The organism is Microbacterium sp. WCS2018Hpa-23 (genome assembly GCF_031843845.1).
GTDB lineage: Bacteria > Actinomycetota > Actinomycetes > Actinomycetales > Microbacteriaceae > Microbacterium.
In genome coordinates, this window is sequence record NZ_JAVTIZ010000001.1 from 670890 (window position 1) to 689457 (window position 18568).

The 18568-nt window shown below is 68.1% G+C and carries 19 protein-coding genes, 1 tRNA gene and 1 other RNA gene; 12 read left to right on the forward strand and 9 right to left on the reverse strand.

Annotation, left to right across the window (positions count from 1 at the left end; genetic code table 11):
* The first annotated feature begins 30 nt into the window (after positions 1-30).
* Positions 31-400: a transfer-messenger RNA gene (gene ssrA, locus RQG77_RS03110) on the forward strand.
* Between the two features lie 92 nt (positions 401-492).
* Here ssrA and RQG77_RS03115 read toward each other — a convergent pair.
* Positions 493-1347 carry a transposase gene (locus RQG77_RS03115; protein WP_311243381.1) on the reverse strand — a complete coding sequence of 285 codons (855 nt, stop codon included), beginning with the start codon at positions 1345-1347 and terminating at the stop codon, positions 493-495.
* 88 nt (positions 1348-1435) lie between these two features.
* Between RQG77_RS03115 and RQG77_RS03120 the strand changes: the two genes are divergently transcribed.
* Entirely contained in the window at positions 1436-1750 is a 315-nt protein-coding gene (locus tag RQG77_RS03120; protein WP_311243382.1) for a hypothetical protein, read from the forward strand.
* A 51-nt stretch (positions 1751-1801) separates the two neighbouring features.
* Here the strand turns inward: RQG77_RS03120 and RQG77_RS03125 are convergent, their stop codons facing one another.
* Positions 1802-2368, reverse strand: coding sequence for a hypothetical protein (locus RQG77_RS03125; RefSeq protein WP_056308074.1), 567 nt, complete (start codon positions 2366-2368; stop codon positions 1802-1804).
* 13 nt (positions 2369-2381) lie between these two features.
* Entirely contained in the window at positions 2382-3179 is a 798-nt protein-coding gene (hisN, locus tag RQG77_RS03130; RefSeq protein ID WP_311243383.1) for a histidinol-phosphatase, read from the reverse strand.
* A 148-nt stretch (positions 3180-3327) separates the two neighbouring features.
* Between hisN and RQG77_RS03135 the strand changes: the two genes are divergently transcribed.
* Positions 3328-3400: transfer RNA gene (locus RQG77_RS03135), tRNA-Lys, on the forward strand.
* 106 nt (positions 3401-3506) lie between these two features.
* Positions 3507-3923 carry a hypothetical protein gene (locus tag RQG77_RS03140; protein WP_311243384.1) on the forward strand — a complete coding sequence of 139 codons (417 nt, stop codon included), beginning with the start codon at positions 3507-3509 and terminating at the stop codon, positions 3921-3923.
* Between the two features lie 18 nt (positions 3924-3941).
* Here the strand turns inward: RQG77_RS03140 and RQG77_RS03145 are convergent, their stop codons facing one another.
* Genes RQG77_RS03145 through RQG77_RS03160 form a run of 4 tightly spaced genes read right to left on the reverse strand, consistent with a single transcriptional unit; the run spans position 3942 to position 6942 of the window.
* Complete coding sequence (locus RQG77_RS03145) at positions 3942-4415, reverse strand: YbaK/EbsC family protein (protein WP_311243385.1); 474 nt, start codon at positions 4413-4415, stop codon at positions 3942-3944.
* Positions 4416-4449: 34 nt separating this feature from the next.
* On the reverse strand, positions 4450-5682 hold the full coding sequence (locus tag RQG77_RS03150) for an MFS transporter (protein WP_396653383.1): 1233 nt from the start codon (positions 5680-5682) through the stop codon (positions 4450-4452).
* Positions 5673-6110: a MarR family transcriptional regulator gene (locus RQG77_RS03155; RefSeq protein ID WP_311243387.1), complete on the reverse strand. Its 438-nt coding sequence runs from the start codon at positions 6108-6110 to the stop codon at positions 5673-5675. Before RQG77_RS03155 ends, RQG77_RS03150 begins: the two co-directional genes overlap by 10 nt.
* A gap of 43 nt (positions 6111-6153) precedes the next feature.
* Positions 6154-6942, reverse strand: a complete 789-nt coding sequence (locus RQG77_RS03160; RefSeq protein WP_311243388.1) for an IclR family transcriptional regulator — start codon at positions 6940-6942, stop codon at positions 6154-6156.
* 105 nt (positions 6943-7047) lie between these two features.
* On the opposite strand from RQG77_RS03160, the gene RQG77_RS03165 reads away from it, so the two are divergent.
* From RQG77_RS03165 to RQG77_RS03175, 3 genes are read left to right on the forward strand one after another with little or no spacing between them, the layout of a single operon-like run.
* Positions 7048-7821 carry a CoA transferase subunit A gene (locus RQG77_RS03165; protein ID WP_120493059.1) on the forward strand — a complete coding sequence of 258 codons (774 nt, stop codon included), beginning with the start codon at positions 7048-7050 and terminating at the stop codon, positions 7819-7821.
* Position 7822: 1 nt separating this feature from the next.
* Positions 7823-8473, forward strand: coding sequence for a 3-oxoacid CoA-transferase subunit B (locus tag RQG77_RS03170; protein WP_311243389.1), 651 nt, complete (start codon positions 7823-7825; stop codon positions 8471-8473).
* A 38-nt stretch (positions 8474-8511) separates the two neighbouring features.
* Positions 8512-9714, forward strand: a complete 1203-nt coding sequence (locus RQG77_RS03175) for an acetyl-CoA C-acetyltransferase (RefSeq protein ID WP_311243390.1) — start codon at positions 8512-8514, stop codon at positions 9712-9714.
* Between the two features lie 14 nt (positions 9715-9728).
* On the opposite strand, the gene RQG77_RS03180 is transcribed toward RQG77_RS03175, so the two are convergent.
* Positions 9729-10007: a hypothetical protein gene (locus RQG77_RS03180; RefSeq protein ID WP_311243391.1), complete on the reverse strand. Its 279-nt coding sequence runs from the start codon at positions 10005-10007 to the stop codon at positions 9729-9731.
* Entirely contained in the window at positions 10004-11209 is a 1206-nt protein-coding gene (locus tag RQG77_RS03185) for a PLP-dependent aminotransferase family protein (RefSeq protein ID WP_311243392.1), read from the reverse strand. Before RQG77_RS03185 ends, RQG77_RS03180 begins: the two co-directional genes overlap by 4 nt.
* 186 nt (positions 11210-11395) lie before the next feature.
* Between RQG77_RS03185 and RQG77_RS03190 the strand changes: the two genes are divergently transcribed.
* From RQG77_RS03190 to RQG77_RS03210, 5 genes are read left to right on the forward strand one after another with little or no spacing between them, the layout of a single operon-like run.
* Complete coding sequence (locus RQG77_RS03190) at positions 11396-12670, forward strand: MFS transporter (protein ID WP_311243393.1); 1275 nt, start codon at positions 11396-11398, stop codon at positions 12668-12670.
* 51 nt (positions 12671-12721) lie between these two features.
* On the forward strand, positions 12722-14131 hold the full coding sequence (locus tag RQG77_RS03195; protein ID WP_311243394.1) for a trehalose-6-phosphate synthase: 1410 nt from the start codon (positions 12722-12724) through the stop codon (positions 14129-14131).
* 47 nt (positions 14132-14178) lie between these two features.
* Positions 14179-14976 (forward strand): trehalose-phosphatase, encoded by a 798-nt coding sequence (gene otsB / locus RQG77_RS03200; RefSeq protein ID WP_311243395.1) that lies wholly within the window; start codon positions 14179-14181, stop codon positions 14974-14976.
* Between the two features lie 9 nt (positions 14977-14985).
* Positions 14986-16704, forward strand: a complete 1719-nt coding sequence (gene ilvD, locus RQG77_RS03205) for a dihydroxy-acid dehydratase (RefSeq protein ID WP_053095858.1) — start codon at positions 14986-14988, stop codon at positions 16702-16704.
* 59 nt (positions 16705-16763) lie between these two features.
* Entirely contained in the window at positions 16764-18566 is a 1803-nt protein-coding gene (locus RQG77_RS03210; protein WP_056308051.1) for an acetolactate synthase large subunit, read from the forward strand.
* Positions 18567-18568: the final 2 nt, after the last annotated feature.

Sequence of the window (18568 nt, forward strand, 5' to 3'; positions counted from 1 at the left end):
TGACAGCGGCTCCTTCGAGAGAAGGACCACGGGGCTGATCGGTTTCGACAGCGCCTGTGAATCCACGAGAAGCGGGCCGAGGATGCAGAGTTATCTCGTAAACGCTCTCTGCAAAAAAATAGTTGCCGAAACCAAGCGCAACGACTTCGCCCTCGCTGCATAAGCGAGCCCGATAGTCCGTCAGGCCGTATGTGATTCCGATACGGATCCTGGCGTCATCTAGGAATCTTGCTGCGTGATGGCGTCTGGACGTCACGTGGGACTCTTCCCAGGCTGGGCTTGTCGACTTAGGTGTCTGTGACAAAGGTCGGAGCCGAGTAGAACGTCTGCACAGACTGCGCCCGGAGAAGGCGTGGAGACTCAGCGTTGGACGGGGGTTCGATTCCCCCCAGCTCCACCAGGTCGCTGTCACGAGAGGGAACCCCGAGTTCGTCACGCCATGTGATGAACTCGGGGTTCTTCTGTGTCGGGACGCAGTGTGGACGGCTCGGCTCAGGAGCCGCCGAGGTCATCCAGCGCCGCCTGTGCGGCCTGCAGGGTCGCCTCAGTGTCGCCGATCCGCTGAGCGAGTTCCTGCTGCTCCTCGCCGGCGTGCTGGACCTCGGCGCGAGCGCGCTTCGCGTCGCTCCGGACCGTCGTCAGCTCGGCCTCCAGGTCGCGCTCGCGCCGGTCCAGCTCCTCTACCCGCAGTGAGGCGACGCGCAGAGTGCGGTCCGCCGCAGCGGCGTCGCGGACAGCGCGCTCATGCGCCCTGTCCGCATCGCGCACGGCTCGTTCGGCATCGCGACGATCACGGCGCGCCTTGACCTCGTCGACCGGCCTGGCCGGGGTCTCGGGCAGGGCGGGCGCACCTCCGCCGACGAGGCTGTCCGCGATCTCGGCGAAGTCGCCCGAGGGTTCCAGTTCGCGGACGAGTCGCCGGGAGGCGACGGCGGCCGCGGCCGTCCGGTCGAAGAACGCGGCGGTGATCGTCTGCTGGACCGCTTCCCGCGTGGAAGTCGTGATCCGCTCTCCGCGTGCTTCGGCGAGCTCGATGGCTGCAGTCGCGAGCCTGTTCGTCAGCGCGCGGCGGTCTCGGCCGAGCTGGGAGAGCGCCCGAGCATCCAGATCCTCCTGCGCCTCTCGCAGCTCCTGTGCGAGCTGCAGTGCCTCGCCCAGCTGGGCGGCGCGCTCGTGCGCGAACACATTGACCACCCACGCGGCCACCGATGGCTTCTTCAGTGCGCGGATCTGAACTGCCAGGGCGGTGTCCGCGGTCTCCGCCGCGCGGGCATTGCGTGCGGCCACGAAGTCCGCCGGAGGCCCGACGTAGAGCTCGACGGCGATGTCGGCGAGGGAGGGCTCCATGCGAGAGACGATACACCGCGGGAATCCGGGTATCGGGCGTGCGCGATATCTGCTCGGTACGACGGGCGGCAACCAGTATTCTGGGCGGATGGCCACGCTGTTCTACGGAGCATCCGATGTTCCGATCCATATCGAGGACCGCGCGCTCGCGCACCTGAAGATCGTCATCGCGACGAAGCTCCGCAGGCAGGAGAGCTTCACCCTGTCGTGGCGTCACCCCGAGGGCGAGCCCGGCGGGCGATCCACGATCTGGATCCACCCGTCCATCCCGCTCCGCTTCACGTTCGACGAGCCGGAGCAGCCTCAACTGAACGCGAGGTGGATCGAAGACCTCATGCAGTCGGTGAACTCTACGGGTGGGATCCTTCTGGTCGACGAAGTCATCGACACGCCTGCGCCGTGATCGAGCGCTGGTCCGAGCAAAGACCGAGCGCCCCGGGAGAGGCGAGCGCGGTCAGCCGGCCCATTCGATGAGGATGAGTCCCTGACGGGTGTCGGCGAACTTCACCCAGCCGTCTCCGAAGAGGTACGTCATGCCGTAGCCGTCTTCGTCGGTGCCCATCGAGAACTGGGGATTCTCTGTGATGTAGATGCCGTCAGAGCCGTCCTCGCGTGTCCACCCCTGCGACAGGAGCGATGACTGCGCCTGCGTCGCGTCGTCGGCGGAGATCTCCGACCACCCGTAGAGCTGACCGTGGTCCGAGGCGACCGTGTAGTCCGCCCAGAAGCAGAGCAGTCCGTCGGAGAGCGTGACGTCACCGATCACGAACTCCTTCTCCTCGAACGTCCACCCGGCATCCGTGAGTGCCTGCACGGTGCCGGCGGACACGATCGTGTCGCATGTCGGCTCCGTCGCGGTCTCCGGAGGCTGCGTCGCGACGGGCTCAGCGGTCGCGGTGGGGGAGGGCTTCGGAGCCTTCGGAGTCGGGGTCGCCTCTGCATCGGGTGTGCCGGCGCAGGAGGTGAGCGCCACTGCGAGCAGCAGTGCGCCGAATGCGGCGGAGGTCGTGCGTGTGATCATCGCGGTGCCTTCGTCAGTCGTGGAGGAGCTCGAGGAAAGCGTCGTGGAGGACGCCATTGCTGGCGAGTGCCGACAGGTCCGAGATCGTCTCGGTGCCGTCGAACCCGGTCATGCGGCCTCCGGCCTCCCGCACGATCGGCACGGCCGCTGCGACGTCGTACTCCTTGACGCCGAACTCGGCGACCATGTCGATGCGTCCCTCTGCGAGCAGCATGTATGCGTAGATGTCTCCGTATGCGCGGTCCCGCCAGACACGGTCGGCGAGCTTCAGCAGTTGATCGAGGTGGCCGGACTCCGCCCACTGCGCGATGCTCTGGAAGCTCACGCTCGCGTCGTCGAGAGACGACACCGAGGATGCGCGGATGCGGCGGGGCTCGGCATCCGTCGCCGTCCACGCGCCGGATCCTGCGGCTGCCCACCAGCGCCGGCCGAGCGCCGGCATGCTGACGACTCCTACCTGCGGGACGCCGCCGACCGCGAGCGCGATCATGGTGCCCCAGAGGGGGACGCCGCGGAGGAAGTTCGCCGTGCCGTCGATCGGATCGATGATCCACTGACGATGTGTGCTGCCCTGTGCGCCGAACTCCTCGCCGAAGATCCCGTCTTCCGGGCGCTCGGACGCGAGGACCTCGCGGATCGCTCGTTCCGTCGCGAGGTCGGCGTCGGTCACGTGAGAGTGGTCGGCCTTGGTCGATACCTCGAGGTCGGGGCTGTCGAATCGCGGCAACGACTGCGCGTCGGCGGCGTCGGCCAGTCGGAGGGCGAGCTCGAGGTCGCGGGAGAGGTCGTCGGCGCTGGGGGAGGCGGTCACTCTCTTAGGATAACCGGCCCGATGGCGGCCTCAGAGAGGGGCGGACTCGGGGCGACACGCGCGGCGGTCGCGATGTACCCGCCTCGATTTCGCACGGCGGCCATCGGCTGGTAATGTAATTCCTTGGCCGGGGGATTCACCGGGCCACGCACCTCTAGCTCAATCGGCAGAGCAACTGACTCTTAATCAGTGGGTTCTCGGTTCAAGTCCGAGGGGGTGCACGGATCAGCCTCGATGACTCTCGCCAGTCATCGGGGCTTTTTCGCGTCCGCGGTGCTACTGCCTTGATCGCGTCCTGTGCGCTAGTTTGATGCAAACGCTAAGGGGATGGCGATGCGGATACTGGTGGCGAGGTTCGCCGTCGTGGCTGTCACGGCGGTCGTCGGGCTGGGGCTCAGCGGCTGTTCTGCGGTGATGGAGAAGACCGTCGACCACACGACGTCCTCCGTGACGCTGGCTCCGGGTGAGGCGCTCGTCGTCGATTTCGGCGAGGTGAATCACACCGTGGGCGACGAATGGATCATCACCCAGGAGCCCGACCCGGAGGTGCTCGGGCCCGGAGACGAACGCTCCCGTTACCTCGGTGAAGAGGGCGAGGCTGGCGCTCCGAGCGAGCTGTCGTATCGCTTCGCGCCGGTCGGCGACGGCACGACGGTGATTCAGTTCGAGTACCAGTTCCGTGGCTCGGTTCCCGAGGATGTGAGCGATCAGGAGACGGCGGAGATCACCGTCACGGTGAAGTGACGCGGTCAAGTGACGCGCTCAGGCGACGGCGATGACCTCGCCGTCGGTGAGCGCCCTCAGGCTCTCGAAGGTGAGCGGCATGACCGTATGCGGGTGGCCCGCGGCAGCCCAGATCTCCGGGTGGTCACCGAGCGCGTCATCGATGTAGGTGCGCAGCCGCACCGGGTGCCCGACCGGTGCGACGCCGCCGATCGCCTGTCCGGTCGCTTCGCGGACGACGGATGCCGGTGCCATCCCGATGGCGTCTGCGCCGATGCTCCGGGCGAGGACCTCGAGGTCCACGCGGTGCCCGCCGCTCGTCATGACGAGCACGGGGGTTCCATCCGCGACGAACACGAGGCTGTTCGCGATCGCTGCGACGTCGCATCCGATGGCGGCTGCGGCTTCGGCGGCGGTACGGGCGGAGTCCGGGAGGACGCGGATCTCCGACTCGACGCCCGCTTCTGCGAGATGCTGCTGGACGAGTCTGCTGCGTTCGGGGAGGGCGCTCATGGGCCCACGGTACCGAACGCAGCAGACTCGCGGATCAGGCGGCGTCGCCGATCAGGATCGCTTCGGCGTCCTCGGCCGTCGCGTCTTCGGGCTCGTCATCGATGTGCGAGAGGATCCTGCGCCCGAGGAAGACGGTGAGGGCTGCGATGAGGACGGCGACCGCGGCGACGACGTAGGGGATCGTGGCGTTGAATGCGTGCCAGAGGGCTGCGGCGAGCGGCGGGGCGATCGCGCCGCCGAGGAACCTCACCGAGGAGTATGCGGAGGATGCGACCGAACGCGGCAGGTCGGTCGCCTCCATCACCGCTTCCGTGAGCACGGTGTTCATGATGCCGAGGAGCAGTCCGCCGATGACGATGCACACGACGAGTGCGGCAGCGGATTCGACCAGGAACCCCGCGACGATCAGATCGATCGCGAGGAGGGGCAGGACGCTGAGGATGACGCTGGTACGCGACATCCGGCGCATCAGCAGGGGAGCCACCCAGACGCTGGTGATCGCGAGCGCCAGGCCCCAGCCGAAGAAGGTGAAGCCGATGCCCATCGCACCGAAGCCGAGCGGGAACGGCGAGAAGGCGAGCAGGATGAAGAATCCGATGTTGTAGAAGAACGCGGCCACGGCGAGGATCGCCAGCGCGGGGCGGCCGAGGGCCTTGAACGGCGCCGAGAACGGGACGGGCGTGCGCTTCTCGCCGGGGCCGCGGAGGAGGACGAGGACGGCCAGGAAGGCGACCGCCATCAACACGACGACTCCGAAGAACGGGGCACGCCAGCTCTGCTCGCCCAGCAGTCCGCCGAGGAGCGGTCCGATCGCGATGCCGAGCCCGAGGGCGGCTTCGTAGAGGATGATCGCCGCGGAGCTGCCGCCCGATGCCGCGCCCACGATGGTCGCGAGCGCCGTGGAGATGAACAGCGCGTTGCCGAGCCCCCAGCCGGCGCGGAAGCCGATCACGGCATCGACGCTGCCGCTGAGCGCGCAGAACAGGGCGAACACCACGATGAGCGCGAGTCCGATCAGGAGCGTCTTCTTCGCTCCGATACGGGACGAGATCCAACTCGTCACGAGCATCGCGAGTCCTGTCACCGCGAGGTAGCTCGTGAACAGCAGCTCCGTCTCGAACGGGCTCGCCTGGAGCGACTCGGCGATGGCAGGCAGGATCGGATCCACCAGGCCGATGCCCATGAAGGCGACGACGCACGCGAAGGCGACCGCCCATACCTGCGCTGGCTGCTTCCACACTGAGGTGGTGGTGGTGCTCACTCTGATGCTCCTGTCGAGTCGGTTTCGGTGTGCGCTGCGAGGATCTCCGCGGCGCGGGTGAGGATGGTCCACTCGTCGTCGTCGAGGCCGGCGAAGCGGGGGGCCAGGATGTCGCGGAACTCCGCACGCCAGGCCTTCAGCGCGTCCGAGCCCATCGACGTGATCGCCACGGCGATCGCCCGGGAGTCCTCGGCGACGGGGGAGCGGAGCACGAGGCCCTCGCGCTCCAGGGCGCCGATCAGTCGGGTCATTCCCGGTTGGGTCGTCCGCGCCGCGGCCGCGAGCTCTCCCACGCGTCTCGGGCCGGACTGCTCGAGCAGGTTCAGCACCCGCCACTGAGCGGCCGGCGCGTCATTGCCGGCATCCTTGGCGGCTATTCGGCCCAGGGCGTACCCGGACAGCACGAGCGAGGGAATGACATCCTGGCGTTGCATACCATCGAGTATATACCTGATGGTATGTAAAGGGTGCGCGAGCTCAACGCCGTGAGCCTGCGATCCGTGCGGAGAGCTGGTGCGCGTGAGCGAGCAGCGTGCGCCCCAGGTCGGCGATACGATCGGGGCCGAACCGGAAGCCGACCCCCGTCAGGCTCAACGCCCATTCGGGGCGGCCGGACCGGTCGAACACCGCGGCGCCGAGGCCCCAGCTGCCCTCGACGATCAGCCCGGGGTTGACGGCGTACCCGCGTTCCTTCGTCTCGGCGATCCTGGCTCGAAGCGGGTGCTCTCGGTGCTGACGCCCCCAGGTGGTCTCGAGGTCGGGATGTCTCTCCAGATACGCGTCCACATCGTGGTCAGGAAGGAAGGACAGGATGGCGAGCCCTGCGCTGGCGACGCCGAGGGGGAAGCGCACGCCCTCACTCAGGACGAAGGAGCGGATCGGGAAGGACCCTTCCTCGCGCAGCAGGCACACGGTCTCATCCGCGCGCCGCACCGACAGGAAGGCGCTCTCCTCGGTCTTGACCGCGAGTGACCGCACGATGTCGCGAGCCAGTGCCGTCACGTCGTAACGCGCTGCGGCGACGGAACCCATGAGGAACAGCTCAGGCCCCGGCATCCACCTCGTGCTCTCGGCATCGCGGTCCACGAGGCCCTCGGCACGCAGCGCCGACAGGAGTCGATGGGCCGTCGATCGCGACAGATCCGCAGAGCGGGCGAGGTCCTGCAACGACGCGCCGTCAGGGCCGCTCGCGGTGACCAGCCTCAGGAGCGAGGCGGCCCGTGCGATGGCCTGGGCGCCGGGGACGCTGCGCGAAGCGGATTCCATAATGTGGACGCTACGTCGTGAAGCGTCCACATCGCAAGAGTCGCCTTCCGGTGAGGGCGCCCGCGGGCGGATGCTGGACTCAGGCACGTCTTCGAAGGAGCACGCGTGATCGACAAGCAGTGGGCATCGGCCTCAGAGGCCGTCGCGGACATCGAGGACGGTTCCTCGCTCGCGGTGGGCGGATTCGGGCTCTCCGGCAATCCGATCGCCCTGATCGAGGCCCTTCTCGCGCAGGGAACCCGCGACCTCAGCATCGTGAGCAACAACTGCGGTGTCGACGACTGGGGGCTGGGGGTCCTGCTGGCCGCTCAGCGCATCCGCAAGATGACGTCGTCCTACGTCGGTGAGAACAAGGAGTTCGAACGCCAGTTCCTGTCGGGTGAGCTCGAGCTCGAGTTGACGCCCCAGGGAACGCTCGCCGAGAAGCTCCGCGCGGGCGGATCCGGGATCGCCGCGTTCTACACGCAGACCGGAGTGGGGACCCAGGTCGCCGAGGGCGGGCTGCCCCGACGCTACAATCCGGATGGCACGGTGGCAGTGGCATCCCCTCCCAAAGACGTGCGCAGCTTCGAGGTCGCGGGAGAGTCGCGTGAATACGTGCTCGAAGAGGCGATCAGCACCGACTTCGCCCTCGTGCACGCCCTCGTCGGCGACAGGCACGGCAACCTGATCTTCAACAAGGCCGCGCGCAACTTCAACCCGCTCGCCGCGATGGCCGGGCGGATCTGCATCGCTCAGGTCGAGCAGCTGGTCGAACCCGGCGAGCTCGATCCCGATCGCGTCCACCTGCCCGGCGTCTTCGTGCATCGGGTCGTCGAGGTCGGCGGCGACATCGAGAAGCGCATCGAACGGCGCACGGTCGCCGCGGAAGGAGCCTGACATGGCGCTCACGCGTGACGAGATGGCCGCCCGTGCAGCGGCCGAACTCCAGGACGGCTCGTACGTCAACCTCGGCATCGGTCTGCCGACGCTCGTGCCGAATCATGTGCCGCACGGGGTGACCGTGGTGCTGCAATCGGAGAACGGGATACTGGGCGTCGGTCCGTATCCGCAGGAGGACTCGGTGGACCCCGACCTCATCAACGCGGGCAAGGAGACGGTGACCGTCCTTCCCGGTGCGGCGTTCTTCGATTCGGCGCTGAGCTTCGGGATGATCCGCGGCGGCAAGATCGATGCCGCGATCCTCGGAGCGATGCAGGTGTCGGCCACGGGTGACCTAGCGAACTGGATGATCCCTGGAAAGATGGTGAAGGGCCCGGGCGGAGCGATGGATCTCGTGCACGGCGCGGCCCGCGTGATCGTGCTCATGGAGCACGTCGCCAAGGACGGCTCGGCGAAGATCGTCCGGGACTGCTCGCTGCCGCTCACCGGGAGGGGAGTCGTCGACCGGATCATCACCGACATCGCGGTGATCGACGTCACACAGGAAGGGCTCGTGCTCGTCGAGCTGGCGCCGGGAGTAACCGTGGAGCAGGTCGTGGCAGCGACCGAACCGCCGCTCCTCATCGCCGATGCGCTGCATCGGGCATGAACGACAGGGCGCATGAACGACAGGACAGAGGGACAGAGATGACCGCACACGATCACACCGACCGCGAGGATGTCGTCATCGTCGCGGCAGCCCGCACTCCACAGGGGCGGCTGAAGGGTCAGCTGGCGAGCTTCACCGCGCCGCAACTCGGGGCGTTCGCGATCCGCGGCGCCCTCGAGCAGGCTTCTGTCGATCCGACCGATGTCGACGCGGTGATCGTCGGTCAGGTGCTCGCCGCGGGCTCAGGACAGAACGCCGCGCGTCAGGCCGCGGTCGGTGCGGGTATCGGCTGGGACGTGCCAGCGCACTCGGTGAACAAGGTCTGCCTCTCCGGGCTCACCGCGATCATCGACGCGGCCCGGATGATCCGCACGGGAGACGCGGAGGTCGTCGTCGCGGCGGGGATGGAATCCATGACTCGCGCCCCCCATCTGCTGATGGGCTCTCGCGACGGCTGGACGTACGGCAGCGTCGAGGTGCTCGACCACATGGCCTACGACGGTCTCACCGATGCGTACGACCGCGAGAGCATGGGGGCCTCCACCGAGCGACACAACTCCCGCTACGAGCTGACGCGTGAGGCGCAGGATGCGGTCGCCGCGCTGTCTCATCAGCGAGCGGCCGCGGCGCAGAAGGCCGGGGTGTTCGACGACGAGATCGTCGCTGTCTCGGTGCCCCAGCGCCGGGGCGAGGACATCCGGGTGTCGGCAGACGAGGGCATCCGTCCCGACACGACCGTCGAATCGCTGGGCGGCCTGCGGGCGGCGTTCGCCGAGGGAGGCTCGATCACCGCAGGCAACTCGTCGCAGATCTCCGACGGTGCATCAGCGGTCGTCGTCACCACCCGTGCACTGGCGGAGTCCAGGGGCTGGCCGGTGCTCGTGACCGTCGGTGCGAGCGGGCAGACCGCGGGCCCGGACAACTCGTTGCAGGCGCAGCCGGCGCGAGCCATCGAGAAGGCCTGTGACAAGCAGGGGATCTCACCCTCGGATCTCGACCTGGTCGAGATCAACGAGGCCTTCGGCGCTGTCGTGGCGCGGTCCCAGGTCGAACTGGGGCTGTCGAGCGAAGTCGTCAACATCCACGGCGGGGGGATCGCGATCGGACACCCGATCGGCGCGTCCGGCACTCGCCTCGTCGTGCACGTGGCGCACGAGCTCGCGCGGCGTGGTGCGGGGAGGGCGGCTGTCGGCCTGTGCGGCGGCGGCGGTCAGGGAGAGGCGCTGATCCTCACGCGCTGAGCGCCGCTCCGGCGTCAGCGCTTCGAGGGCGTGAAGTCCCGGGGATTCTTCTTCGCTTCCTTCTCGTAGGCCCTCTGCTGCTTCGCGTAGACGGGGGAGTCGGGCGATACGGGGCGTCCCTGCCTGGCGCGTCGTGTATCGATGACGGCGCCGATGGCGAGCGCGAGGCTGATGCCCCAGCTCACCCAGGCGAGGGCGGATCGCCACGTGATCTTCGTCTCGCGAGAGCCGCGGAGCAGGGTGACGCCGGTCATGATCGCGCCGAGGAGTCCGGTACCCGAGAGGTAGTTCATGCCTTCACGCTACCCGGCGTCGGCCATGCCGCGCCCAGCCTTGACAACCCGGTGCGGATTCTGTCAGGCGCATACGTGGTGAACGACAGCCGCAGCGCACGCTCGTCGGGTCGCCCGGCGAAGAACGGTGCCCCCGGCACGTACGCGACATCGTGCTGCAGAACTCGGGGGAGGGCCGCCGTGGCGTCCATCCCCTCGGGAAGGCGCGCCCAGACGAACATCCCGCCGTCCGGGCTGTTCCAGGTGCTGCCGCCCGGCAAGGCCTCGGGAAGCGCCGCGAGCATCGCATCTCGCCTTTCGGAGTAGGCGGAGCGGATGCGGTCGAGTGCGCCCATCGCCCGTCCGGACATGAGGTAGTGGGCCGCGGCCGCCTGGTCCACGGTGGAGGTGTGCAGATCGGCGGCCTGCTTGGCGATGGTCACGGTCGGCCGGATGTCGGGAGTCGTGCGCACCCATCCGATCCGGAGCCCGGGTGCGATCACCTTGGAGAAGCTCCCGAGGCTCAGCACATGCTCGGGTGCGAACGTCGCGAGAGAGGGCAGCGCTTCTCCGTCGTAGCGGAGCTGACGATAGGGCTCGTCCTCGATGATCCTGAATCCGTGCCGCTGGGCGGCGGTCGCGATCCGCTGGCGCTCCACGACACCATGAGTGCGGCCGGTGGGGTTCTGGAACGTCGGGACCGTGTAGAAGAACTTGGGGCGGTGCTCGGCGGCGAGCCGCTCGAGCTCCTCGATGTCGAGGTCGTCACCGACGTAGGGGACGCCGATGACACGGGCTCCCATCAGCGCGAACGTCTGCAGCGCCGCGAGATAGCAGGGCTCTTCGACGAGGATCACGTCGCCAGGGTCGAGCAGCGCGGTGGAGAGCAGGCCGAGGCCCTGCTGCGAGCCGGTGGTGACGATGAGGTCCGAGGCATCGGTGGGGAGACCGTCGACGGAGTACTGCCGGGCGACCTCCTCGCGCAGACCGGGATCGCCCTCGGAGGTCGAGTACTGGAGTACGGCGGGGGAGCGGAGCACCTGGTCGTAGGCCTCGCGGATCCCATCGAGATCGAACAGCTCCGGCGCGGGCAGTCCGCCGGCGAACGAGATCACCTCGGGTCGCCGGGTGAGCGCGAGCAGGTCTCGCACCGGAGAGGTCTTGGCTGATCCGGCGCGCTGCGAACGCTCGGGAAGAGCGGTGAGGGTCTCGGGGGCAGGCATGGGATCCTCCTCGTAGGTCAGGGTGCCACCACAGTACTGCCGACGTCCAGGCGCCGTTCACGACGGCGCGGTACCATGGAGACGTCGCGGCTGGTCCGCGGCCGCAATCCGTGTATCTACCGGCCGCCGGCATTCCGGCGGACAGCGGCGGCACCCGACCCCGCGTCCCCCGGGCGCGCGAGAGCCATGACGCACGCAACGACTCCCACACCAGAGCATCACTCCTCGACTCCTACGCCGGGGGGGCCTGGTCTCCTCCGTATCGCGGGGCTTCCGTATTTCCTCATCGCCTTCATCGCGCGGCTGCCGTTCGCGATGATGGTCGTCGGCGTCCTCACGGTCGTCGTCTCGGCGCGAGGCTCACTCTCGCTCGGCGGACTCACGTCCGCCGCCGTCGGCCTCGGGACGGCGTGCTTCGGGCCGCTGCTGGGTGCAGCGGCCGACCGCTTCGGACAGCGCATGGTTCTGCTGATCCTCGCGATCGCCAACGGTGCGATGCTCGTGCTGTTCACCGTCGTGGTCTACGCGGGTGCTGCGGACGCGCTCGTGCTCGTCGCCGCCTTCGGCATCGGGGCCACGGCGCCGCAGGTCGCTCCGATGTCGCGATCCCGGCTCGTGACGATGATCACCGACCGGATGCCCGAAGCCGTGCGCAGCCGCACACTCTCAGGCACGATGGCCTACGAGTCGGCGGCGGACGAGACCGTGTTCGTCTTTGGCCCCTTCATCGTCGGCATCCTGGCATCGGCGCTCTCGCCCTGGGCCCCGCTCGTGGGCGCTGCTGTTCTCACCGTGGTGTTCGTCGGCGCGTTCGCCCTGCACCCGAGCGCGCGGGCCGTGTCCGTGCACCGAGGCAGCGACGGCCGCGCGCCGTCATCCGTCTCCGAGCTCTTCACTCCGAAGGTCGTCATCGTCGTCATCGGCATCCTCGGTGTGGGGATGTTCTTCGGCACGATGCTCACCTCGCTGACGTCCTTCATGGCCGACCGTGGCGCACCGGAGCAGGCGGGCCTGCTGTATGGGGTCATGGGCGTGGGATCGGCGATCCTCGCGCTCGGTGTCGCGTGGCTCCCCGTGCGCTTCTCGCTGCGTGCGAGGTGGCTGGTGTTCTCCGGCATCCTGCTATCGGGAAGCGTGCTGCTCCTGTTCGTCGATTCTCCGGCGATGATGATGGTGGCGCTGGCAATCATGGGCATCGGCATAGGACCGACGCTGGTCACCCAGTACAGCTTCGGCGCGGCTCGGAGCCCGCTGGGGCGCTCCGCCACCGTCATGACGATGCTCGGTTCCGGCATCGTCGTCGGCCAGTCGCTCGGAGCGGCGGTGGCGGGAGAACTCGCCGAGAACGTCGGCACCGGAAGTGCGCTGATCCTCCCGATCATCGCCGCGGCGATAGCGTTCGCCGCCGGGCTTGTCAACTGGCGACTGAGCATGCCCGGACGTCGCGTAGCCTCGGATTGAGCCTCAGCAGTCTGAGGAGCACCACCACTGCAGCGTCAGGAGCACCCACCCATGTCAGACGCAGATTTCGTCGTCGTCGCCAATCGACTCCCCGTCGACCGCGTCGTGGGGCCTGACGGGGAAGAGGAGTGGCGGACCTCTCCCGGCGGACTGGTCGCGGCTCTCGAGCCCATGATGCGCAGCGCGCGCGGTGCCTGGGTGGGGTGGCCCGGTCAGCCGGACGTCGAGCTCGAGCCGTTCGAGATCAACGGCATCGATCTGGTGCCGGTGTCACTGAGCGCCGACGAGGTTGAGGACTACTACGAGGGCTTCGCCAACGACACGATCTGGCCGCTCTACCACGATGTGATCGCACCCCCGCAGTACCACCGCGAGTGGTGGGAGGCGTACGTCAAGGTGAACCGGCGCTTCGCCGAGGCCGCCGCGGCGGTCGCGGCTCCGAACGGCACGGTCTGGGTGCACGATTACCAGCTGCAGCTGGTCCCGCAGATGATCCGTGAGCTGCGTTCCGACGTGACGATCGGCTATTTCCACCACATCCCTTTCCCCGCCCACGGACTGTATGCGCAGCTGCCCTGGCGCGATCAGGTGCTCCGAGGACTCCTCGGCGCCGACGTCATCGGATTCCAGCGTGCACAGGACGCCACGTACTTCCTGACTGCCGTGCGCCGTCGTCTGCGTCATGACGTCAAGGGCTCCGCCGTCACGATCCCGACCGACGACGGCGGCACACGCACCGCCGTAGCCCGAGCGTTCCCGATCTCGATCGACACGGCCCCGTACCTCGAGCTCGCAGCTCGGCCGGACGTGCGCGCCCGGGCCGCCGAGATCAGGGCGAGCCTGGGCAACCCGAAGAAGATCCTCCTGGGCGTCGACCGGCTCGATTACACCAAAGGCATCCGTCATCGCATCAAGGCCTACGGTGAGCTTCTCGAAGACGGCCAGCTGAGCGTCGAGGACGTCACGTTCGTGCAGGTCGCGAGTCCGAGCCGCGAGCGCGTGGACGCCTATGTGCACCTCCGGGACGAGATCGAGCTCGCGGTCGGGCGCATCAACGGCGACCACGACACCATGGGGCACACGGCGATCCGGTACCTGCACCAGGGCTACCCGCGTGAAGAGATGGTCGCGTTGTACCTCGCCGCGGACGTCATGCTCGTCACGGCGCTCCGAGACGGCATGAACCTCGTCGCGAAGGAGTACGTCGCCACCCGCGCCGACAACCGCGGAGTGCTCGTGCTGAGTGAGTTCACAGGTGCCGCGGACGAGCTGCGCCAGGCGGTGCGGGTGAATCCGCACGACATCGCGGGACTCAAGGACGCGATCATGACGGCGGTCGCGATGCCGCCCGCGGAGCAGGGCAAGCGCATGCGGTCGCTGCGGCGTCGAGTGCTCGAGAACGACGTCGACGCGTGGTCGTCGTCGTTCCTGCGCGCCCTCGACGAGGTCCGCAAGCGCTGATCGGGGCGGTCATACTGGGAGGGAACCCGCCTCGATTGGAGACCCCTGTGACCCGCACCTGGACCCCCGGATCCGCTGACGCGGCGCTGAGCGCCATCGCTGCGACCCCGAGACTGGTCGTCGCCCTCGATTTCGACGGCACGGCATCCCCGCTCGTTCCGGATCCCATGGCCGCACGGGCTCTGCCCGAGGTTGCGGTTCAGGTCGCACGGCTCGCAGCTCTTCCCGACACGGTCGTCGCGTACGTCTCCGGACGCAGCATGCACGACCTCCGCGTGATCACCGAGCACACGGACGATTCGCCGATCGCTCTGGCCGGTTCGCACGGCGCCCAGTACTGGTACCCCGGAATCGGCGACTCGGACGCCACCGGACCCGACACGGCAGAGGGTGACCGAGAGGAGCTGTGGGCGGCGGCGCGGCCGATCATCGACCGACACGAGGGTGCGGAGTTCGAGCCCAAGACGTTCGGGATGGGCGTGCACACCCGCACGGCCACGCGCGAGGTCGAGAAGGAGGTCTTCGCCGAGATCGACGCTCTCGTCGCCGAACGCTTCCCGCACTGGCGCCGACGTGCGGGCCACCGCGTGCTCGAGTTCTCGTCGAGGAACGAGGGCAAGGATGCCGCGATGGCGGCGCTCCGTGAGCATTTCGACGCCACCGGCATCCTGTTCGCGGGCGATGACGTCACGGATGAGGACGCGATGCGGGTGCTCACAGACGGCGATCTCGGCGTGCGTGTCGGCCCGGGGGAGAGCGCCGCCGTGCTCCGTGTGGAGAATCCACAAGAGATGGCTCAGCTTCTGGAGGCCCTCGCGGACGAGCGCACCTCTCAGCGGGAATAGACTTCCGTCATGTCCTCGCATGATCCCTCCACCAGCGCGCCCATCGACATCAAGCCCCGCAGCCGCGTCGTCACCGACGGTATCGAGGCGACGACCTCCCGAGGCATGCTCCGTGCCGTCGGTATGGGCGACGCCGACTGGGACAAGCCGCAGATCGGCATCGCCTCCAGCTGGAACGAGATCACCCCCTGCAACCTGAGCCTCGACCGACTCGCCCAGGGCGCCAAAGAGGGAGTGCACTCCGGCGGCGGGTACCCGCTGCAGTTCGGCACCATCTCCGTCTCCGACGGCATCTCGATGGGCCACGAGGGCATGCACTTCTCGCTCGTGTCGCGCGAGGTCATCGCCGACTCGGTCGAGACCGTGATGATGGCCGAGCGCCTCGACGGTTCGGTGCTGCTCGCCGGATGCGACAAGTCGATCCCGGGGATGCTGATGGCCAGCGCCCGCCTCGACCTGTCGAGCGTGTTCCTCTACGCCGGCTCCATCGCACCCGGATGGGTCAAGCTCTCGGACGGCACCGAGAAGGACGTCACGATCATCGACTCGTTCGAGGCCGTGGGCGCGTGCCGTGCCGGCCTCATGAGCGAGGAGGACCTCAAGCGCATCGAGTGCGCGATCGCCCCGGGCGAGGGCGCCTGCGGTGGCATGTACACCGCCAACACGATGGCATCTGTCGCCGAGGCCCTGGGCCTGAGCCTTCCGGGCTCGGCTGCGCCGCCCGCGGCTGACCGTCGTCGTGACTACTTCGCCCACCGCTCGGGTGAGGCCGTGGTCAACCTGCTCCGTCAGGGCATCACGACCCGCGACATCCTCACCAAGGAGGCGTTCGAGAACGCGATCGCGCTCGCGATGGCCCTCGGTGGCTCGACGAACGTCGTGCTGCACCTCCTCGCCATCGCTCGCGAGGCCGAGGTCGAGCTGAGCCTGCACGACTTCAACCGCATCGGCGACAAGGTTCCGCACGTCGCGGACATGAAGCCGTTCGGGAAGTACGTCATGAACGACGTCGACCGACACGGTGGCATCCCGGTCATCATGAAGGCGATGCTCGACGAGGGTCTCCTGCACGGCGACGCTCTCACCGTCACAGGCAAGACGCTCGCCGAGAACCTCGCAGACCTCGATCCTCAGCCGATCGACGGCGAGGTCATCCACACGTTCGACAACCCGATCCACGCGACCGGCGGCCTGACGATCCTGCACGGGTCGCTGGCTCCCGAGGGCGCCGTCGTCAAGACCGCGGGCTTCGACGCTGCGGTCTTCGAGGGCTCGGCCCGCGTCTTCGAGCGCGAGCGCGCGGCCATGGATGCCGTCGCCAACGGCGAGATCGAGGCCGGCACGGTCATCGTGATCCGCTACGAGGGCCCCAAGGGCGGACCGGGTATGCGCGAGATGCTCGCGATCACCGCGGCCATCAAGGGCGCTGGGCTCGGAAAAGATGTACTACTCTTGACTGACGGACGATTCTCAGGCGGCACAACCGGCCTGTGCATCGGCCACATAGCACCCGAAGCGGTGGACGCAGGTCCTATCGCCTTCGTGCGCGATGGTGATCTGATACGGGTCGATATCGCAGCTCGCTCTCTCGACCTACTCGTCGACGAGGCGGAGCTCGCCTCCCGCCGCTCTGGCTGGGAGCCGCTACCCCCGCGCTATACCCGTGGCGTTCTTGCCAAGTACTCGCGTCTCGTGCGGTCCGCCGCCGAGGGCGCGACGACCGGCTGATCCGCGTCGGCTCCGGCATCCGCCTCCGACGTCGCCTACAGACCATCAGAAGGAGTGTCATGACTGCTGACACCGTCTCGGCTGTGCCGAGGCCGCCCGCACCCAAGTCCGCCGCACCGGAGATCTCCGGAGCCGAGGCCGTGGTCCGCACGCTCGAGCTCCTCGGCGTCAAGGACGTCTTCGGCCTCCCCGGCGGCGCGATCCTGCCCGTCTACGACCCGCTCATGGACGCCTCCGAGCTCCGGCACATCCTGGTGCGTCACGAGCAGGGCGCCGGCCACGCGGCCGAGGGGTACGCCTCCTCGTCCGGCAAGGTCGGCGTGTGCATCGCGACCTCGGGTCCTGGTGCGACCAACCTCGTGACGGCCATCGCGGATGCCTACATGGACTCGGTGCCGCTGCTCGCGATCACCGGCCAGGTGTTCTCGACGCTGATGGGCACCGACGCGTTCCAGGAGGCCGACATCGTCGGCATCACGATGCCGGTGACGAAGCACTCGTTCCTCGTGAAGGATGCTTCTGAGATCCCCGGCGCCCTGGCTGCCGCCTACGAGATCGCCTCGACCGGTCGCCCCGGCCCCGTGCTCGTGGACATCACCAAGGATGCTCAGCAGGCCATGGCACCGTTCATCTGGCCGGCGAAGTTCGACCTCCCGGGCTACCGCCCGGTGACCAAGGCGCACGGCAAGCAGATCCAGGCCGCCGCCGCGCTGCTCGCCGAAGCCAAGAAGCCGGTGCTGTACGTCGGCGGCGGAGTGATCCGCGGTCGCGCATCGGCGGAGCTGCTCACCCTCGCCGAGACGACCAACGCGCCCGTCGTGACGACTCTCATGGCGCGCGGCGCGTTCCCGGACTCGCACCAGCAGCACCTCGGCATGCCGGGTATGCACGGCACCGTCCCCGCAGTGCTCGCGCTGCAGGAGGCCGACCTCATCGTGTCGCTCGGCGCTCGCTTCGACGACCGTGTGACCGGCAAGGCCGCTCTGTTCGCCCCGAACGCCAAGGTCGTGCACGTCGACATCGACCCCGCAGAGATCTCGAAGATCCGCACGGCCGACGTGCCGATCGTGGGAGACGTCCGCGATGTGCTCGTCGACCTGGAGTCCGCCTTCCGCACGGCGACGACCACGACCACGCCCGACACCGAGGAATGGTGGTCGTACCTCGACGGACTCCGCAACGAGTTCCCGCTGGGTTTCGCGCCGACGACCGACGGTCTGCTCGCGCCGCAGTACGTGATCCAGCGGATCGGCGAGCTGACGGGCCCCGAGGGCATCTACGCCGCAGGCGTCGGACAGCACCAGATGTGGGCCGCGCAGTTCATCAAGTACGAACGTCCCAACGCCTGGCTGAACTCCGGGGGAGCGGGAACGATGGGCTACTCCGTCCCGGCCGCCATGGGCGCGAAGGTGGCGGAGCCCGACCGCGTCGTGTGGGCGATCGACGGTGACGGATGCTTCCAGATGACGAATCAGGAGCTCGCCACCTGCACGATCAACAACATCCCGATCAAGGTCGCGATCATCAACAACTCGTCGCTCGGCATGGTGCGCCAGTGGCAGACGCTGTTCTACGACGGACGTCACTCGAACACTGACCTCAACACGGGGCACGGAACCGTGCGCATCCCCGACTTCGTGAAGCTGGCGGAGGCCTACGGCTGCCTCGCCATCCGCGTGGAGAAGGAAGAGGAGGTTGATGCCGCGATCAAGCTCGCCCTCGAGACGAACGACCGCCCCGTGGTCATCGACTTCGTCGTCAGCGCGGACTCCATGGTCTGGCCGATGGTTCCCCAGGGCGTGAGCAACAGCTACGTCCAGTACGCCCGCGAGCACGCGCCCGCATTCGACGAGGAGGACTGACC